Annotated in this window: 16 protein-coding genes and 1 pseudogene; all 17 read left to right on the forward strand. The window is 57.2% G+C overall.

The features are described from left to right. Positions 1 to 26: 26 nt before the first annotated feature. The gene (gene hydE, locus ACUZ79_RS09470) at positions 27 to 1,055 is read left to right on the forward strand and encodes a [FeFe] hydrogenase H-cluster radical SAM maturase HydE (protein WP_449251420.1); all 1,029 of its coding nucleotides are present in this window, start codon (positions 27 to 29) and stop codon (positions 1,053 to 1,055) included. Positions 1,056 to 1,139: 84 nt separating this feature from the next. Continuing rightward, positions 1,140 to 2,396 (forward strand): [FeFe] hydrogenase, group A, encoded by a 1,257-nt coding sequence (locus ACUZ79_RS09475; protein WP_240824376.1) that lies wholly within the window; start codon positions 1,140 to 1,142, stop codon positions 2,394 to 2,396. A 12-nt stretch (positions 2,397 to 2,408) separates the two neighbouring features. Next, positions 2,409 to 2,783, forward strand: a complete 375-nt coding sequence (locus ACUZ79_RS09480) for an iron hydrogenase small subunit (RefSeq protein ID WP_022658755.1) — start codon at positions 2,409 to 2,411, stop codon at positions 2,781 to 2,783. 400 nt (positions 2,784 to 3,183) lie between these two features. After that, positions 3,184 to 4,602, forward strand: coding sequence for a [FeFe] hydrogenase H-cluster radical SAM maturase HydG (hydG, locus tag ACUZ79_RS09485; protein WP_449251421.1), 1,419 nt, complete (start codon positions 3,184 to 3,186; stop codon positions 4,600 to 4,602). A 620-nt stretch (positions 4,603 to 5,222) separates the two neighbouring features. Further along, the gene (locus tag ACUZ79_RS09490) at positions 5,223 to 5,633 is read left to right on the forward strand and encodes an NADH-quinone oxidoreductase subunit A (RefSeq protein WP_192111829.1); all 411 of its coding nucleotides are present in this window, start codon (positions 5,223 to 5,225) and stop codon (positions 5,631 to 5,633) included. Continuing rightward, positions 5,618 to 6,085: pseudogene (locus tag ACUZ79_RS09495) on the forward strand (NADH-quinone oxidoreductase subunit B); the annotation flags it as partial. The gene ACUZ79_RS09490 and the pseudogene ACUZ79_RS09495, both read left to right, overlap by 16 nt. A 179-nt stretch (positions 6,086 to 6,264) precedes the next feature. After that, on the forward strand, positions 6,265 to 6,843 hold the full coding sequence (locus ACUZ79_RS09500) for an NADH-quinone oxidoreductase subunit C (protein ID WP_449251422.1): 579 nt from the start codon (positions 6,265 to 6,267) through the stop codon (positions 6,841 to 6,843). Further along, a complete protein-coding gene (locus ACUZ79_RS09505; protein ID WP_449251423.1) occupies positions 6,840 to 7,958 on the forward strand; it encodes an NADH-quinone oxidoreductase subunit D in 1,119 nt (372 codons plus the stop codon). The genes ACUZ79_RS09500 and ACUZ79_RS09505 overlap by 4 nt, the downstream gene beginning before the upstream one ends. Before the next feature lie 11 nt (positions 7,959 to 7,969). Next, positions 7,970 to 8,962 carry an NADH-quinone oxidoreductase subunit NuoH gene (gene nuoH / locus ACUZ79_RS09510; RefSeq protein ID WP_449251424.1) on the forward strand — a complete coding sequence of 331 codons (993 nt, stop codon included), beginning with the start codon at positions 7,970 to 7,972 and terminating at the stop codon, positions 8,960 to 8,962. Position 8,963: 1 nt separating this feature from the next. Continuing rightward, complete coding sequence (locus tag ACUZ79_RS09515) at positions 8,964 to 9,404, forward strand: NuoI/complex I 23 kDa subunit family protein (RefSeq protein ID WP_233482932.1); 441 nt, start codon at positions 8,964 to 8,966, stop codon at positions 9,402 to 9,404. Beyond that, the gene (locus tag ACUZ79_RS09520) at positions 9,404 to 9,928 is read left to right on the forward strand and encodes an NADH-quinone oxidoreductase subunit J family protein (RefSeq protein WP_449251425.1); all 525 of its coding nucleotides are present in this window, start codon (positions 9,404 to 9,406) and stop codon (positions 9,926 to 9,928) included. Before ACUZ79_RS09515 ends, ACUZ79_RS09520 begins: the two co-directional genes overlap by 1 nt. Continuing rightward, positions 9,928 to 10,254 (forward strand): NADH-quinone oxidoreductase subunit NuoK, encoded by a 327-nt coding sequence (gene nuoK, locus ACUZ79_RS09525; RefSeq protein ID WP_192111823.1) that lies wholly within the window; start codon positions 9,928 to 9,930, stop codon positions 10,252 to 10,254. Before ACUZ79_RS09520 ends, nuoK begins: the two co-directional genes overlap by 1 nt. A gap of 12 nt (positions 10,255 to 10,266) precedes the next feature. Beyond that, positions 10,267 to 11,760, forward strand: coding sequence for a monovalent cation/H+ antiporter subunit D family protein (locus ACUZ79_RS09530; RefSeq protein ID WP_449251426.1), 1,494 nt, complete (start codon positions 10,267 to 10,269; stop codon positions 11,758 to 11,760). Continuing rightward, positions 11,757 to 12,008, forward strand: a complete 252-nt coding sequence (locus ACUZ79_RS09535; protein WP_192111821.1) for a hypothetical protein — start codon at positions 11,757 to 11,759, stop codon at positions 12,006 to 12,008. Before ACUZ79_RS09530 ends, ACUZ79_RS09535 begins: the two co-directional genes overlap by 4 nt. Then, the gene (locus tag ACUZ79_RS09540; protein WP_240824366.1) at positions 12,001 to 13,791 is read left to right on the forward strand and encodes a Na(+)/H(+) antiporter subunit D; all 1,791 of its coding nucleotides are present in this window, start codon (positions 12,001 to 12,003) and stop codon (positions 13,789 to 13,791) included. The genes ACUZ79_RS09535 and ACUZ79_RS09540 overlap by 8 nt, the downstream gene beginning before the upstream one ends. Positions 13,792 to 13,816: 25 nt before the next feature. Next, positions 13,817 to 15,340 (forward strand): NADH-quinone oxidoreductase subunit M, encoded by a 1,524-nt coding sequence (locus ACUZ79_RS09545; protein ID WP_411330670.1) that lies wholly within the window; start codon positions 13,817 to 13,819, stop codon positions 15,338 to 15,340. Between the two features lie 31 nt (positions 15,341 to 15,371). Further along, positions 15,372 to 16,796, forward strand: a complete 1,425-nt coding sequence (locus ACUZ79_RS09550; protein ID WP_449251427.1) for an NADH-quinone oxidoreductase subunit N — start codon at positions 15,372 to 15,374, stop codon at positions 16,794 to 16,796. Positions 16,797 to 16,817 lie beyond the last annotated feature (21 nt).

A 16,817-nucleotide genomic window follows, 5' to 3' on the forward strand; every position in this document is an offset into this window, starting at 1 on the left:
CATGGCACAGGATTGGATGGTAAAGCATGCGTCGCGAAGAAATACTTGATCTCCTGTTTGCACAGCCCGTTGAGGCGGTGTGCGAACGTGCCGCCCGTGTGCTGGAAGAAGAAAAAGGCGCACACGTGCATGTTCGCGGCCTCATAGAATTTTCAAATTCATGCAGGCGCAACTGCCGCTACTGCGGTTTGCGCTGCGAGAACGGCAATCTGCGGCGGTACACGCTTGCCAAGGCGGAGATCATGGCAGCCGCCACGCGGGCCGTTGCCTTGGGTGCAGACACCATTGTGCTGCAATCGGGTGAATACGCCATTGACCCCATGTGGTTGGCCGACGTGATTGACTGCCTGCGCGGCGGGCTCAACGTGCCCGTGACCCTGAGCGTTGGCGAGCATCCGCGCGCGGCATATGCCCTGTGGAAAGAAGCTGGCGCAGTGCGTTTTCTGCTCAAGCACGAAACCGCCGATCCATTGCTCTACGAGGCCCTGCACCCTGGGCATGTGCTGGCAGAGCGCATTGCCAGCCTGCGTGTTTTGCAGCGGCTTGGCTACGAAATCGGCTCCGGTTTTATGGTGGGCCTGCCCGGTCAGAGCCTGAACACGCTGGCGGACGACATTATTCTGGCCCGCAGGCTTGGGGTTTCCATGTGCGGGGCCGGGCCGTTCATTCCGCAGCACGACACGCCGCTTGGCGCGTATCCTGCGGGCAGCGCGCAGCTCGCACTGCGTGTGATGGCCGTCATGCGCATTGTCATGCCCTGGGCCAACATTCCCGCCACTACGGCACTGGCAACGGTGGACGCGCAAGGCGGGCAACGCAACGGCCTGCTGGCGGGCGGCAATGTGCTCATGCCCTCGTTTACGCCGTCAGCTTACGGCAGTCAGTACTGCATTTACGACAACAAGAACCGTGTGGACATGCTTGGCGCGCGCAAGGCCATTGAAGGGGCGGGGCGCAGCCACACCCTTGCCTGTTGGCAGGAGCCAGCGGCACAGGATGTTGTTTCAGGCCTTGTGCCCTGTGCAGCTTCTGGCGCGCCTCACGCATCGGCCTAGGGCTTAATTTACTTGCAGAATTACCGGGCGGACGCAAACGCGCCGCTGTGAACAAATCAACCTGTTACCCGCCAGGAGGCTGTAATGCCGCGCATTGAAATGGAACACATCGCGTACGAGCTCAATGTGCCCCCCCAGGGCGCGGACGGCGACAAGATGTTTTTTGTGCAGATTGATCCCGAAAAATGCATCGGCTGCGATTCCTGTCAGGAATACTGCCCCAGCGGCGCCATTTATGGCGAAACCGGCCTCACTCACAAGATTGCCCACCCCGAACCATGTATCAACTGCGCCCAGTGCCTGACCCACTGCCCCGAAATGGCCATCTATGAGGTGCAGACCTGGGTGCCGGAGCTGCAAAAGAAATTGCAGGATAAAAGCGTCAAATGTATTGCCATGCCAGCGCCTTCTGTGCGTTACGCGCTGGGCGAAGCCTTTGGCCTGGCCCCCGGCAGCGTTACAACAGGCAAAATGCTGGCAGCCCTCAAGCAGCTTGGTTTCTCCAATTGCTGGGATACGGAATTTGCTGCTGACGTGACCATCTGGGAAGAAGCCTCGGAATTTGTGGAGCGCCTCGGCGCAAAGCGCGATCTGCCGCAATTCACCTCCTGCTGTCCCGGCTGGCAAAAGTATGCGGAAACCTTCTATCCCGACCTGTTGCCGCATTTTTCATCCTGTAAATCGCCTGTGGCCATGAATGGCCGCCTTGCCAAAACCTATGGTGCAGAAAAGGCCAAGTACGACCCCAAGAGCCTGTATACTGTTTCCATCATGCCCTGCGTAGCCAAAAAATACGAAGGCTTGCGCCAGGAATATGCACAGAATGACCTGCGCGACATCGACGCCACCCTGACCACGCGCGAACTGGCCTACATGATCCGTCAGGCGGGCATTGACTTTACCAAGCTGCCCGACGGTCAGCGTGATAGCCTCATGGGCGAATCCACCGGCGGCGCGACCATCTTCGGCGTGTCCGGCGGTGTTATGGAAGCAGCCTTGCGCTACGCCTATCAGGCCGTAACCGGCAAGCGGCCGGAATCGTGGGATTTCAAGCAGGTGCGGGGCCTCAAAGGCCTGAAAGAATATACGGTAACCGTCAACGGCATTGAACTGCATCTGGCGGTTGTGCATGGGGCCAAGCGCTTTGCCCAGGTGTGCGATGAAGTGCGGGCGGGCAAATCGCCGTATCATTTCATTGAATTTATGGCCTGTCCCGGCGGGTGCGTGTGCGGCGGGGGGCAACCCATCATGCCCAATGTGCTGCAAAGCGCGGAACGCAAGGCCACAAGCCTGTTTGCCGGATTGAAGCAGCGTCTTGCCAACACCCAGCCCAAAGCCTAGAGGAGGCCGCCCATGTCTATCATTGCCACCACCAGACGCGGATTTCTGAAAGGCGCGTGTATTCTCTCCGGCGGGTTGCTGCTTGGGGTTCGCATGGCCAACAAGGCCTACGCCGCCGCCAAGGATTTCAAGGATTACATGAGCGATCGCTCTGCCGCTGTGTACAGTGCCGATTCGGCCTTTCCCAAGCGCGCCAGTCAGGACAATACGCAGGTAAAGGCGCTTTACGATTCATGGCTCGGCAAACCCCTGAGCCATAAATCAGAAGAAAACCTCCACACCAAGTGGTTTGATAAATCAAAAGGCCTCAAGGCTCTTACGGCTTCAGGCGAATACCCCAACCCTCGCCACAAGGAGTTTGAGGGTACCGCCTATCCGTACGAATAAAGCCACGGCCTTTTCCACCTGAGGGACCCCAAGACCCCTCGGGCCAGACCCACGGCCGACACGGTATTGCCCCCCGTGTCGGCCAGTTTGAATGCTGGGCTGTCCCTGGCCATTTATTCAGGTCATCTGGCAGCCCGCGACAGCGCACACAGCGCACACGGGCTGTTCGCATACGTAGTGCACAGCCCTATAAATAATTTTTTGATTTCGGTGAGATATCCAGTGGCGGAGCCTGCCGCCAGCAAAAACGTCAAGTTTGCAGCCTGTATTTTCTCTTTTTGCGAAAAAGCAATTCCCACGGGATGTTTTTTCACAGTCTGCCTGTCGAGTTCTCTATGCCAATATGGCTGGTCACCCGCCCGCACCGCCTGAGAATATGGGTCTTGCCGGAGGTTTTTTTATGTACAATCCCCAGTCGTTGCGCGCAGATGAATTTATTGACCACAGTGAAGTGCTCGATACCTTGAGTTATGCAACCGAGCACGCGCGCGATGCAGAACTTATTGACGCCATCATTGCCAAGGCCGCGCAAAAAAAAGGCCTGACCCATCGCGAGGCCTCGGTTTTGCTTGCCTGCGAGCTGCCGGAGAAAGTGGAGCAGGTGTACAGGCTTGCCAACCAGATCAAACACGACTTTTACGGCAACCGCATTGTCATGTTTGCGCCGCTGTATCTCTCAAACCACTGCATCAACAGCTGCGTGTACTGCCCATATCACTCGCAGAACAAAAATATCGCCCGCAAAAAACTTACTCAGGAAGAAGTGGCCCGCGAGGTGGTTGCATTGCAGGATATGGGGCACAAACGCCTTGCGCTTGAGGCGGGTGAACACCCCACCATGAACCCCATTGAGTACATACTTGAGTGCATCAAGACTATTTACAGCATCAAGCATAAGAACGGGGCCATCCGCCGGGTGAACGTGAACATCGCGGCAACCACGGTGGAAGAATACGCAATGCTCAAGGATGCAGGCATCGGCACCTATATTCTGTTTCAGGAAACCTACCACAAGCAGAGTTACGAAAAGCTGCACCCCGCAGGGCCCAAGCACGACTACGCCTGGCATACCGAGGCCATGGACCGTGCCATGCAGGGCGGCATTGACGATGTGGGCCTGGGGGTCCTTTTTGGCCTTGAGGGCTATCGCTACGAGTTTGCGGCCCTGCTCATGCACGCAGAGCACCTTGAAGCCGTGCACGGCGTTGGCCCGCACACCATCAGCGTTCCGCGCATTCGCCGCGCTGACGACATCAACCCCGATGTGTTCGACAACGGCATCAGCGACGATACTTTTGCCCGCATCTGCGCCTGTATCCGCGTGTCCGTGCCGTACACGGGCATGATTGTTTCCACGCGCGAGAGCAAGGCTGTGCGTGAAAAGGTGCTGCCGCTGGGCATTTCGCAGATCAGCGGAGGTTCACGCACCAGCGTTGGCGGGTACTATGAGCCGGAGCCGGAAGAAGACAATTCCGCGCAGTTTGATGTGAGCGACCGCCGCACGCTGGACGAGGTGGTGCGCTGGCTCATGGAGCAGGGGCATGTGCCGAGTTTTTGCACGGCCTGTTACCGCGAGGGCCGCACCGGCGACCGCTTTATGGCCCTGTGCAAGAGCCAGCAGATTTTGAACTGCTGTCACCCCAACGCGCTGCTGACTCTCAAGGAATACTTGCAGGACTACGCCTCGCCGCAAACACGGCAGATGGGCCTTGCCATGATAGAGCAGGAACTGAAAAAAATTCCCAGCGACAAAGTGCGCAACAAGGCTGTGGAATACCTTGCCGCCATTGAAAAAGGCCAGAGGGACTTTCGATTTTGAGGTAAGTTTTTCTGAAGGTTTTGCCTGGAAGATAAAAGAATTAGGCGCATTGGAGTTACTCTAATGCGCCTTTTTTGTATGTAGCCCTCGCTAGAGCTGAGGATATTTTTTATCTGCACGGGAGCCTCGGTTTCTCAGTTGCCCACAGTCGCAAGCCACCGCGTGCCCCCCTCCCCGCAAAGCACATTTGGAGCTGCCGCAATGCCCTGGTCGTCATTCAACCCTGTGTACCAAACGGTCATTCTTATGAAATTTAGTAATACTTTTTTTTAAAAAAATAGCACAAAACTAAAATAGTAAATAACTTCAGGCTGTTTAAGCGCTGCTTTTGATCTGATTATCACCAGGACTGAAAAGAAAATTGTTTTTTTCACTTTTTGTGATCGCACGCAATTTCGGATAAATGATTAATATGCTAATATGATTGAACAAAAAATTCCTTTAATTGTACATTTTTGAACAGAAGCATGTATTTTTTTTAACAATTATTGACACAAAGTTTCTGGGGGAGTAGTATTTAACTTAATTTATAAATTCACAAACAACTGTTGTTTTAATTGTTTGTGGATTGATCAAGTATATCTTTTCGTAAATTTTATTCCTATTACAAGGAAAAATTTATGTCTAGCAGCGAACTTGTTGACATTGTCTACATAATGGCATTCTGCCTTGGCGGTATGAGCTTTGCTCTTGGGCCATTTGTAATAGTTTTTTTTCTTGCCCCTCGCCTTACGCGCAACACTGTGGGCAAAACCCGCCAGATTGTTGAGTGCGGCATTGACCCCATCGGCGATGCGTGGATTAAATTCGGCGCGGTATATTACATGTACTCGCTGCTGTTCCTCGCCTTTGCGGTTGATATTCTCTTTCTCTTCCCTGTTGCGGTTATCTACAACAAGGCTTCTCCCATCAGTGATTTCCTGACGTTCGCGGAAGTTTTTCTGTTCGTGGGCATTTTGTCCCTTGTCATTCTGTACGCGTGGAAAAAGGGAGTGTTCCAGTGGCAACGGAAAATATATTCGGATCGGTAGTCCACTTTTCGCGGCTGGATTCGCTGCTGGACATGTGCCGGGCCAATTCGCTCTGGCCCATGACATTCGGCCTTGCCTGCTGCGCCATTGAAATGATGGCCACCGGCGCGTCCCGCTTTGATCTGGCGCGCTTTGGGGCCGAGGTGTTCAGGCCGTCGCCCCGGCAGAGCGATGTGATGATCGTTTCCGGCACCATCAATAAGAAGATGGCCCCGGCTGTGCAGATTCTCTACGACCAGATGCCCGAGCCAAAGTGGGTCATTGCCATGGGCAATTGCGCCATTTCCGGCGGGCCTTTTGTGTACGAAGGGCAGTACGGCGTAGTGGAAGGCGTGGGCAAGCTTTTTCCTGTTGATGTGTTCATTCCCGGTTGCCCGCCAAGGCCGGAAGCCCTGATCGAAGGCATACTGAAGCTGGAAGAAAAGCTCACAGGCACCCGGCGCTGGCCTGTGGTGACGCCCCCCGGGCTTCCCGGCCCTGCGGCGGCGCAGGCGGCCAAGATGCAGGCGGAGGCGCAAGCGCCCCCGGCACCTGCCGAGAATGCTGCGGGCGATGGGGGTGCCCCCGTGGGAACTTCTGGGGGAACCTCCGGGGATGACAAGGCGGGCAAGGAAGCAGGAGGGCATACGTCATGAATGCAGAAATCCTTGGCGCACAGTTGGCGGCCCTGCCCGGAGCCAGAGTCCGCGCCGCAGATCATGCCTCTGTAGGCTATGATCTTGATGTGGCACTGCCGGAAAGCTCCCTGCTTGCCGCAGTGGGCATCATGGACGGAGCAGGGTACTTTCTTGAAGGTATGACCGGGGTAGACTGGTTTGGCGAATGCGAAGCCCTGCGCAAGGAGGCCGAAGCCAAGGCCAAAAAGGCAGCCGAAGCCGCCGCTGCCAATGCAGAGGACGCGCCGGATGCCAGCGAGGCCGCCCCACCTGAAACCCCTGCGCAGAATCCCATACCGCAGGAAGACGAACTTGAAGTGGTGTACGACTTCAACCTCTATGCCACCCGCCACCGGGTATGCCTGCGGGTGCGCACGCCGCGCTCCAACCCGCAGATCCACACCATCGCCGAGATTTATCCCATAGCCCACTGGCACGAGCGCGAGGTTCACGAGTTCTTTGGCATCGTCTTTATCGGGCATCCCTATCTCATCCCCCTTTTGTTGCCCGAAGACGCGGAATACCACCCCTTGCTCAAGGACTACAGCGCATGAACTATCTTGCCCAAAGTCCCACAGACGAGCGGTTTGTTCTGAACCTTGGCCCGCAGCATCCGGCTACGCACGGCGTTTTGCGCGTCAAGATGGTCATGGACGGCGAGTATATAGTGGAGGCCGAGCCTGTGCTTGGCTACATCCACCGCATGCACGAAAAAATGGCCGAAAACCGCACCTGGGCGCAGTTTATGCCCAATACGGGCCGCATGGATTACCTGCATGCCCTGGCCTACAACCACGGCTATGCCTGCCTGGTCGAGCGCGCTGCTTCCATTGAAGTGCCGGAACGCGCGGAGTTCATCCGCGTCATCACCAACGAGCTGAACCGGGTTTCAAGCCATCTGCTCTGGTTTGGAGCTTTTGTGCTTGACCTTGGCGGGTTCTCGCCGCTTTTGTACGCTTTTGACGACCGCGAGCAGATCCTTGATCTACTGGAATCCGTTACCGGGTCGCGGCTCACATACTGCTACTTCCGTTTTGGCGGCGTGTACAACGATGTTGACGATGCCTTTGTAAGAGGCACGCGGGCCTTTATCGCACGTATGCGCAAGCGCCTGCCCATGTACCATTCCCTCGTTTCCAAAAACCTCATTATCCAGCAGCGCCTTGTGGATGTGGGTTTTGTGCCTGCAGAGATGTGCCGCAAATACGGCGCAACAGGGCCTGTGGCACGCGGTGCTGGCATTGCCTATGACGTGCGCAAGCACGAGCCATACGGCGTTTATGACCGCTTTACTTTTGACGTGCCCGTGTACTCCGAGGGTGATTCCATGGCCCGCTACAAGGTGCGCATGGACGAGATTGAGCAGAGCCTGCGCATTCTTGAGCAGGCCCTCGATTATCTGCCCAAAGGGCCGGTTATGGCGGCCAAGGTTCCCAAAACCATCAAACCGCCCAAGGGCGACTATTACCACGCTGTGGAAACGGCGCGCGGTCTTCTGGGCATCCGCGCCGTCAGCGATGGCAGCGGCACCCCCTGGCGGCTCAAGTGGCGCACCCCCTGTTTTTCAAACCTGCTTGTTTTTGGCGAGGCGGGTAGGGGAATGCTGCTGCCCGATGCCCTGGCGCTGCTCGGCAGCCTTGACCTGGTGATTCCGGATATTGACCGCTAAGGAACACAGCCATGACGTTTTATTCCGAAATGCTGCGTCTTCTGGGGTATCCTGTAGGATTCCTTGTCTTTGTGGCGCTTAACGCGGCCTATCTGGTATGGGTCGAGCGCAAGGTGGCAGGGCACATACAGCGGCGCATAGGGCCAAAGGAAGTTGGCCCTTATGGCCTGTTGCAGCCGCTGGCGGACGGCTTCAAGCTCATGACCAAACAGGTGTTCATTCCCAAGGATGCGGACGGAGTGCTGTTCTGCCTTGGGCCTGTGCTGGTCATGACCCCGGCCTTCATGAGTTTTGTGACTATTCCCTACACCGAAGGCCTTGTGGCGCGTAACCTCAACCTTGGGCTGTTGGCCATCTACGCCTTTGCCTCGGTAAACGTGCTGGGCCTCCTGCTCGGGGCGTGGGGCTCGCGCAACAAGTACGCGGTTATCTCCGCCGCGCGCGTTGTCTCGCAAAACGTGGCCTACGAAATCCCCATGCTCCTGGTTGTGGTGAGCCTTGTGATGGTCACGGGCACCCTCAACCTCAGCGAAACCGTTGCCACGCAGTCAGGCGGGTTCTGGCACTGGAACGTGCTGCGCCTTTCTGCAAGCCCGCTCATGCCGGTTTCGTTCATCATCTTTTTCATCTGCATGCTGGCGGAGACAAACCGCGCCCCCTTTGACATGGCCGAGGCGGAAAGCGAGCTGATCGCAGGCGCTTTTACGGAATATTCAGGCATGGGTTTTGGCGTGTACTTTATGGGCGAGTACGCCAACGTGGTGGTTGGCGCCAGTCTGCTGACCCTGCTGTTTCTTGGCGGGTGGGATTGCCCGCTGGGGCTTTGGCCCGGGGCGCACTGGTTCGCCATCAAGCTTTACGGGGTCATTTTTACCGTTATCTGGGTGCGCTGGACATTTCCGCGCACGACCTTCTACGGCCTGCTGAACCTCTCGTGGAAGGTGCTTATCCCCATTGCGCTCGTCAACCTCATCATTACCAGCGCGTTGCTCAAGGTGCTGTAGTATGAACGCATATTTTAAAAATATCTTTTCAGGCGGGTGGAGCCTCTTTGTGGGCATGGGCATAACGCTTCGTTATTTTTTCAAGCCGGTGGTTACAAAGTCGTACCCGCGCGAGGTGCTGCCCATAACACCGCGCTACAGGGGCCATATCGACCTTGTGTACGACCCGGAAACCGGCACGGACAGGTGCATTGTGTGCGGATCGTGCCAGAAGGCCTGCCCCTCGGGCTGCATAGAGCTTGCGGGCGAAAAGCTGGATGGGGCCAAGAAAAAGACTCTCACGAGCTACAAACTGAATTTTACCAAGTGCAGCCTGTGCGGCATGTGCGTGGAATCGTGCCCCACAGACGCGCTGACGTTCTCTCATGACTACAATCTGGCCGGATTTGACGAGGCGGAGTACCACTTTGACCTTGTACGGCGGCTCAAGGAGCGTCCCTGATGTCCAGTCATGAAACTATGCAAACGCTGGCCGAGGGCATTTTCTGGTTCTTTGTGCTGGTGACGTTTTGCGGCGCGGTGCTGGCTGTTTCGGCGCGCACGCTCATACGCCGCGTTGCCGGGCTTGCCCTGTGCTTCACTGGCGTGGCGGGGCTTTATTACTACCTTTCCAGCCCCTTTGTGGCCTTTATGCAGATGCTTGTGTATGTGGGCGCGCTGTGCGTCACCATTACATTCGCCATCATGCTGGCTGAGACATCGGACGCAAACCGCGCCCCGCGCCGCAACAAGCTGAGCCTGTTTCTTGGCGCTGCGGCCAGTTGCGCCATCACAGCGGCGCTTGTGGTGCAATCCATCGTGGCTCCCTGGCCGGAGACGCCCCCGGCCCAGATGGAAGGAACCATCGAGCGCATCGGGCAGGCCTTGCTGAGCACGTATTCCATGAGCTTTGAACTTATTTCCGTGGTTCTGGTGGTAGCCATGGTGGGGGCGCTCGCACTGGCCCGCCACGGGAGGGACAAGTGATGCACTACGCCAGCTTGAGTCAGTCTCTTGAAACCTATCTGGTCATCGGCGCGGCCTTGTTCGGCCTGGGGCTGTTTGGCATGGCAATGAGGCGCACGTTCATAGGCATGCTCATTGCGTCCGAGCTTATCCTCTGCGGGGCATCGGTCAACTTTATGGCTTTTGGGCGGTTTTGCGCGCCAGACACGGCAACCGGGCAGATCGCGGCCCTGTTTGTCATGGCCATTGCAGCGGCGGAAGCGGTCATTGTGCTTTCCATCATCATTGCGGTGTACCGGCTGTACAGATCGGTTGAAACGGACGCTCCGTCGGACCTCAAAGGTTAAGGGGAACAGCATATGGATATTGTTGAATCCGTCAGACCCCTGGCCGCCATACTTACAGCGTTGATCGGCGCATGCCTGATAATGCTGACGGGGCGTCGGCCCAACGTGCGCGAAACAGTTTCGTTTGTAACGGCGGTGGTCATGTTCTGCATCATCGCCTCCATGATCGGCGATGTTGCCCCTGCGCCCATGGGGCAGGGCCACACGCTGCACCTTACGCTTTTTCCCATCCTGCCGGGGCTTTCGGTAAGTTTTCGGGCGGATGCTTTTTCCATGGTATTTGCGCTGGTTGGCTCATTTTTGTGGATTATCACCGTTTTTTACGCGGCAGGGTACATGCGCGGATTGAACGAGCATGCCCAGACGCGCTTCAGCGCCTGTTTTGCCCTGACGCTTTTTGGGGCCATGGGCGTGGCCTTTGCCGACAACCTGTTTACGCTCTACCTGTTCTATGAGGTGGTGAGCGTGTGCACCTATCCGCTTGTGGCCCACCATCAGGATGCCGAGGGTTATGACGGCGCGCGCAAGTATATTGTGTACCTGACCACCACGGCAAAAGGGCTGGTACTGCCAGCCATGATTGTCATTTACGTGCTCACGGGCAATCTGGATTTTGCCCACAACAGCCACACGGGCATCTTGTCCGCCGGGGCCAGCGATGCGCTGGCAACCGTGCTGTACGTTTGCTGCATCCTGGGTTTTGCCAAGAACGGCATCATGCCCTTCCACCACTGGCTGCCGGGCGCAATGGTTGCTCCCACGCCTGTTTCGGCCTTGTTGCATGCGGTGGCGGTGGTCAAGGTAGGCGTGTTCTGCACCACGCGCGTCATGCTCTTTGTGTTTGGCACTGATTTGATGAAAAGCCTGAACCTTGGCGTGCCCACGGCCTACTTTGTTTCGTTCACCATTCTTGCGGCTTCCATCATTGCCTTGACCAAGGACAACCTCAAGGCACGGCTGGCCTACTCAACGGTGAGCCAGCTCTCCTACATCGTGCTTGGCGTGGCGCTCCTGACCGTAGACGGCATACAGGGCGGCATAGTGCATATCGCCAACCACGCATTCTCAAAGATAACGCTCTTTTTCTGCGCGGGCGCGATCTATGTGGCAACGCACAAAAAGTGCATTTCTGAGATGAGCGGCCTTGGGCGCTCCATGCCCTTTACCTTTGCTGCCTTTGCCGTGGCCTCGCTTTCCATGATCGGCGCGCCGCCCGTGGCAGGGTTTGTGACCAAGTGGAAGCTGCTGGTGGGCGCAATGGAAATGCCCACGCATTCCATGGGCATACTACTGGTGCTGCTGGCAAGTACGCTCTTGAACGTGGCCTATTTTGCGCCTGTGACCTACAAGGCATTTTTCGGCAAAAGGCCGGAAGGTGAAGAAACGGGCATTCGTGAAGCACCGCTGAGCATGGTGGTACCCATCCTCATTGCGGCTGGCGTTTCCGTGTTCATCGGCATTTACCCCGATGCCATCATGTCCTTCGTGAAGGTGGTGACAGGATGATAGTGAACATCATCGAATTTTTCCGCGCCAGGCTCAAGGCCACCATCCGAGTGTGCCTGGTAGTGCTGGCCGCCTTGGTGGTGTGGGACGCCCTGTTTGTTTCAAAAGAGCATGTGCACACCTTTGTGGAGCGCATACCCGGGTTCTGGGCCGCGTTCGGCTTTGTCGCCTGCGTTGTGATTATCATCGTTTCCAAGTGGTTCGGCCATTTGGGCATTATGACCCGCGAGGATTATTACGATGACTGAGCCATGGATTCACCCCTCCGCAGTTCTGTTGCTGGGCGCGGTAATTCTGCCGCTGCTGCCCAAGGCCCTGCGCCGTATCTGTATTGTTCTTGTGCCGGTGCTGGCCTTTTGCGCCGTGCTGCTCATGCAGGGGCACAATGGAGTATATGGCGTGCTGCCCTTCATGAAATGGCAACTGATATTCGGCAAGGTCGATGCGCTGAGCATGGTCTTTGCCTACATCATGACCCTCATGTGCGTGATCGGCTCCGTCTACGGCCTGCATGTGGAAGAAGCCGCGCAGCATTCCGCCGCCTGGACATATGTGGCGGGATCGCTGGGCGTCATTTTTTGCGGGGATTACCTGACGCTCTTCCTTTTTTGGGAGCTGATGGCCTTTTCCTCCGTATTTCTGGTGTGGTTCAGGCGGCGCAAGGAATCGCTGGCCTCCGGCTACCGATATCTGCTGGTGCACACTGCTGGCGGTTTGCTGCTGCTGGCAGGGCTTGTGCTGCGCTACCGGGCCACGGGCGATCTGACCTTCGGCCCCATCGGCGTGGCTGATCCGCAGCTCTACACCTACCTGATCATGGCCGGGTTTATCCTCAACGCGGCGGTGCCGCCCCTGCATGCATGGTTGCCCGATGCCTACGGCGAAGCCACGGTGACGGGCGCGGTATTCATGTGCGCCTTTACCACCAAAACCGCCGTATATGTGCTGGCGCGCAGCTTTGCGGGCATGGAGATTCTGGTGCCCCTTGGCGTGTGCATGGCCCTGTACGGCGTTGTGTACGCTGTGCTTGAAAACGATGCCCGCCGTCTGCTGGCCTACCACATTATCAGTCAGGTTGGGTACATGGTGGCAGCAGTGGGCATAGGCACGCCGCTGGCCATCAACGGTGCCTGCGCACACGCTTTTGCCCACATTCTCTATAAGGGACTGCTGTTTATGGGCTGCGGCTCTGTGCTGCACATGACGGGCGTGAGCAAGTTCACCCAGTTGGGCGGCCTGTACAAAAAGATGCCCAAGACCTTTGTGTTCACCCTGGTGGGCGGACTTTCCATTTCGGCCTTTCCGCTGTTCAGCGGCTTTGTGACCAAGGCCATGATCGTGGCCGCCGGATTTGAAGCGCACAACTACTGGGCGGGCTTTCTGCTCACCCTGGCCTCTGCGGGCACCTTCCTGCACACGGGCCTGAAGGTTCCGTACTTCATCTGGTTTGGCAAAAACAACTGCTCAAAGGAAACATGGGAGCGCGCGGGCGATCCTCCGCTCAACATGCAGGCGGCCATGGCTGTGGCGGCGTTTTTGTGCATCTTCATAGGCTGCTACACGCCGTACCTGTACGACATGCTTCCCTTCCCCGATGTGGCGGCGCAGTACCATCCGTACAGCGCGGCGCATATTTCTGAAACCTTGCAGATACTGTTGTTTACGGCCCTGGGATTCTTTTTGCTGCTCAAAAAGCTCACGCCCGAACCCACCATCAGTCTGGATCTGGACTGGTTTTACCGCATGGGCGGCAGGCTGTTCTACTGGTTTGCGCGCAAGCCCGTTCAGTCTGTGGACAATACCGTGGGCGAGGCCTGGAACCGACAGGGCATAGTGCCGCTCATGCGCACGGCGCGCTTTTGGTCATGGTTTGACTGGCACTGCATTGATACGGTGGTTGACGGCACGGCCCGCAGCGTGCGCGCTCTTGGCGGCGTGCTGCGGCAGGTGCAGAGCGGCAGCCTGCAAATAAACATTATTTCCATGGCCGCAGTGGTGGCCCTGGTGCTCACGCTGCTGGCTCTTGTCTGAGCCGGGGTGAAAGGAGATCGCCACAATGGATTTTCTGAGCATGAACACCTTGGGGTATCCCATCCTCAGCATCCTTGTTTTTCTGCCGCTGGCAGGGGCTGTCATTGTGCCTCTGCTGCCGGGGGAAAACAGCGTGCGGGTGTGGACGCTGCTGGTCACTCTGGCAAACGCCGTTGTTTCACTGCCGCTGTTTACGCGGTTCAACCCCACATCCGCCCTGTACCAGTTTGCGGAGCACCACCCGTGGATTGCGAGCTTTAACGTCAACTACACCCTTGGTGTGGACGGTATTTCGCTGCTGCTCGTGATGATGACAACCCTCATCATGCCGCTGTGCGTGCTCGGGTCGTGGAAGTACATTCAGAAACGCGTAAAAGAATTTATGATCTGCCTGCTGGTGATGGAAACATCCATGCTTGGCGTGTTCATGGCGCTGGATCTGGTATTGTTCTACGTGCTGTGGGAAGCCATGCTTATTCCCATGTATTTGCTCATTGCCGTGTGGGGCGGGCCGCGCAAGAGCTACGCCTCCATCAAGTTCTTTCTGTACACCTTGGCAGGCTCGGTATTTCTGCTGGTGGCCATTGTGGCTCTGTACATCAATCAGGGTACGTTCAGTATCCCCGCGCTCATGGGCCAACAGTATTCCGAACGCTTCCAGCTGTTGGTGTTTCTGGCCTTTTTTATCGCTTTTGCCATCAAGGTTCCCATGTTTCCCTTCCATACATGGCTGCCTGCGGCTCATGTGGAAGCCCCGACAGCAGGCTCGGTGATTCTGGCCTCTGTGCTGCTCAAGATGGGTACATACGGATTTTTGCGCTTTTGCCTGCCCATCACGCCCGGCGCGGCTATCGGCCTGCTGCCTGCCTTGCAGTGGCTCTCGGTAGCGGGAATCCTTTACGGCGGCCTGACTGCCCTTGCACAGCAGGACATGAAGAAGCTCATTGCCTACTCAAGCGTTGGGCACATGGGTTTTGTGACTCTGGGCATCTTTGCCCTGAACCAGCGCGGGCTTGAGGGCGCGCTGCTGCAGATGATCAACCACGGCGTCACCACAGGGGCTTTGTTCCTCTGCGTGGGCATGGTGTACGAGCGTTCGCACAGCCGCGAGCTTTCGGACGCGGCCGGGCTTGGTAAGTTCATGCCCATCTATGTGACGTATCTGACGTTTTTTTCGCTGTCGTCGCTGGCCTTTCCCGGCACAAACAGCTTTGTGGGCGAGTTTCTGATTCTTGCCGGGGCCTTTTTCAACAACAAGATCGTGGCGGTCTGCGCCATCCCCGGCGCAGTACTGGCGGCGGCCTACATGCTGCGCATGTTGCAGCGGGTGATCTGGGGCGGCACCAATAATCCCGACCAGTCGCGCATGTATGATCTTGGCTGGCGCGAGGCCGTGACTCTGGCCCCGCTGCTGGCGTTTGTTTTTTGGATTGGGCTGGCCCCGGAACCGTTTTTGCGCGTCATGAGGCCCAGCCTTGACCATCTGCTGGCGCAGACAGGCTACCATGCCCCGAGCGCACTGGCCCTTGCTGAACTTATTGCGCGTTGATGAACCCCAAGCACAGACATAAGGCCTACGCATGAACGCACATCTTTTTGCACCGGAACTGGTTCTTCTTGCGGGGTGTCTGCTGGCATTTTGCATGACTCTGACGGAAGCCCGGACGCAAACCCTGCGCCTGCTGGTTCTTTGCGTTGGGGTTGCCTTTGCCGCCACCTCCGTTCTTTGTCTTTTTGCCAAGGGAACCCTGTTTTACGGAGCCTACAGGGTAGACCTGTTTTCGCAGCTGGTAAAATGCGTGATGTCCATCGGTTTTACCCTGATGCTGCTTTTTGGGGCGGACACCAAGGGTATTTCCGTGCGCATGCGCCCGGAATATTATTTCTTTCTGCTCACAAGCCTGCTGGGCCTGACCCTGCTTTCAAGCAGTGTGGAGCTGATCACCCTGTTCATCGCCCTTGAGCTGTCCTCGTATTCGCTCTATCTGCTGGTGCCCATGCGCACACCATCGGACAGCATGCGCGCGCCCATGGAAGCGGCCATCAAGTATCTGCTCTTTGGGGTGACGGCGTCTGGCATCATGCTTTTTGGCATGAGCTGGATTTTTGGCATCGCGGGCAGCACCTACCTCGACCAGATATTGCCAGCCATGAGGACAGCCGGTTCACACGCCGCCCCTCTGGTGGGGCTGCTGATGCTCTTTTGCGGCATGTTTTTCAAGCTGGCGGTGTTTCCCTTCCACTTCTGGGCGCCGGACGTGTACCAGGGCGCATCCAACGACACCACGGCCTTTATCGCCTCCATACCCAAGATTGTGGCCGTGGCCGTGCTGGCGCGGTTCTGCGCCATGGCATATCCCGGCGAGGGGCACGTGGCGCTGCTGCTGACCGGGCTTTCCATCGCGTCCATGTGCTACGGCAACCTCACGGCGCTGGTGCAGACTGACGTCAAGCGCATGCTTGGCTTTTCGGGCATAGCGCATGCCGGGTACATCCTCATGGGTATGGCGACCCTGCAAGGCTGGGGCATTGCCACGGCGCTCTATTATGCCACCGGCTATCTGTTTATGATGCTGGCGGCATTTCTGGTGCTGTGCGTGGTTTCGCCCGATGGGCGGAATCTGAGTATCAAGGATCTGAACGGCCTTTCGCGGCGCTCGCCCATGCTGGCCTTTGTGCTCGGCGTGAGCATGTTTGCACTGGCGGGCATTCCGCCCTTTGTGGGCTTTATGGGCAAGTTCATGTTGCTGACGGGCGCGTGGCGGGCTGGGCATACGGCCCTGGTTATCATTGCCGCCATCAACACAGCCATTGGCATCTACTATTATTTGCAGGTGGTGCGCGCCGTGTATACCGAAGCCGCGCAGCATGATGCGGAACCCATTGTGCCGCATGTTGGCGCGCGTATGGCGGGCATATGCCTTGTGGGGCTTGTTCTGGCCCTTGGCATCGCGCCTGAAAGCATGCTCCAGCTGGCCAAGGAAGCGGTGCAAGCCGCATGGTAGGCTGATTTTACAAGAATGACG

The sequence above is a fragment of the Desulfovibrio faecalis genome (assembly GCF_053570625.1).

What these genes read in the sequence shown, in the direction of transcription:
- hydE (WP_449251420.1), top strand. Translation starts at nt 27, where the DNA reads ATGCGTCGCGAAGAAATACTTGATCTCCTGTTTGCACAGCCCGTTGAG.
- ACUZ79_RS09475 (WP_240824376.1), top strand. Translation starts at nt 1,140, where the DNA reads ATGCCGCGCATTGAAATGGAACACATCGCGTACGAGCTCAATGTGCCC.
- ACUZ79_RS09480 (WP_022658755.1), top strand. Translation starts at nt 2,409, where the DNA reads ATGTCTATCATTGCCACCACCAGACGCGGATTTCTGAAAGGCGCGTGT.
- hydG (WP_449251421.1), top strand. Translation starts at nt 3,184, where the DNA reads ATGTACAATCCCCAGTCGTTGCGCGCAGATGAATTTATTGACCACAGT.
- ACUZ79_RS09490 (WP_192111829.1), top strand. Translation starts at nt 5,223, where the DNA reads ATGTCTAGCAGCGAACTTGTTGACATTGTCTACATAATGGCATTCTGC.
- ACUZ79_RS09500 (WP_449251422.1), top strand. Translation starts at nt 6,265, where the DNA reads ATGAATGCAGAAATCCTTGGCGCACAGTTGGCGGCCCTGCCCGGAGCC.
- ACUZ79_RS09505 (WP_449251423.1), top strand. Translation starts at nt 6,840, where the DNA reads ATGAACTATCTTGCCCAAAGTCCCACAGACGAGCGGTTTGTTCTGAAC.
- nuoH (WP_449251424.1), top strand. Translation starts at nt 7,970, where the DNA reads ATGACGTTTTATTCCGAAATGCTGCGTCTTCTGGGGTATCCTGTAGGA.
- ACUZ79_RS09515 (WP_233482932.1), top strand. Translation starts at nt 8,964, where the DNA reads ATGAACGCATATTTTAAAAATATCTTTTCAGGCGGGTGGAGCCTCTTT.
- ACUZ79_RS09520 (WP_449251425.1), top strand. Translation starts at nt 9,404, where the DNA reads ATGTCCAGTCATGAAACTATGCAAACGCTGGCCGAGGGCATTTTCTGG.
- nuoK (WP_192111823.1), top strand. Translation starts at nt 9,928, where the DNA reads ATGCACTACGCCAGCTTGAGTCAGTCTCTTGAAACCTATCTGGTCATC.
- ACUZ79_RS09530 (WP_449251426.1), top strand. Translation starts at nt 10,267, where the DNA reads ATGGATATTGTTGAATCCGTCAGACCCCTGGCCGCCATACTTACAGCG.
- ACUZ79_RS09535 (WP_192111821.1), top strand. Translation starts at nt 11,757, where the DNA reads ATGATAGTGAACATCATCGAATTTTTCCGCGCCAGGCTCAAGGCCACC.
- ACUZ79_RS09540 (WP_240824366.1), top strand. Translation starts at nt 12,001, where the DNA reads ATGACTGAGCCATGGATTCACCCCTCCGCAGTTCTGTTGCTGGGCGCG.
- ACUZ79_RS09545 (WP_411330670.1), top strand. Translation starts at nt 13,817, where the DNA reads ATGGATTTTCTGAGCATGAACACCTTGGGGTATCCCATCCTCAGCATC.
- ACUZ79_RS09550 (WP_449251427.1), top strand. Translation starts at nt 15,372, where the DNA reads ATGAACGCACATCTTTTTGCACCGGAACTGGTTCTTCTTGCGGGGTGT.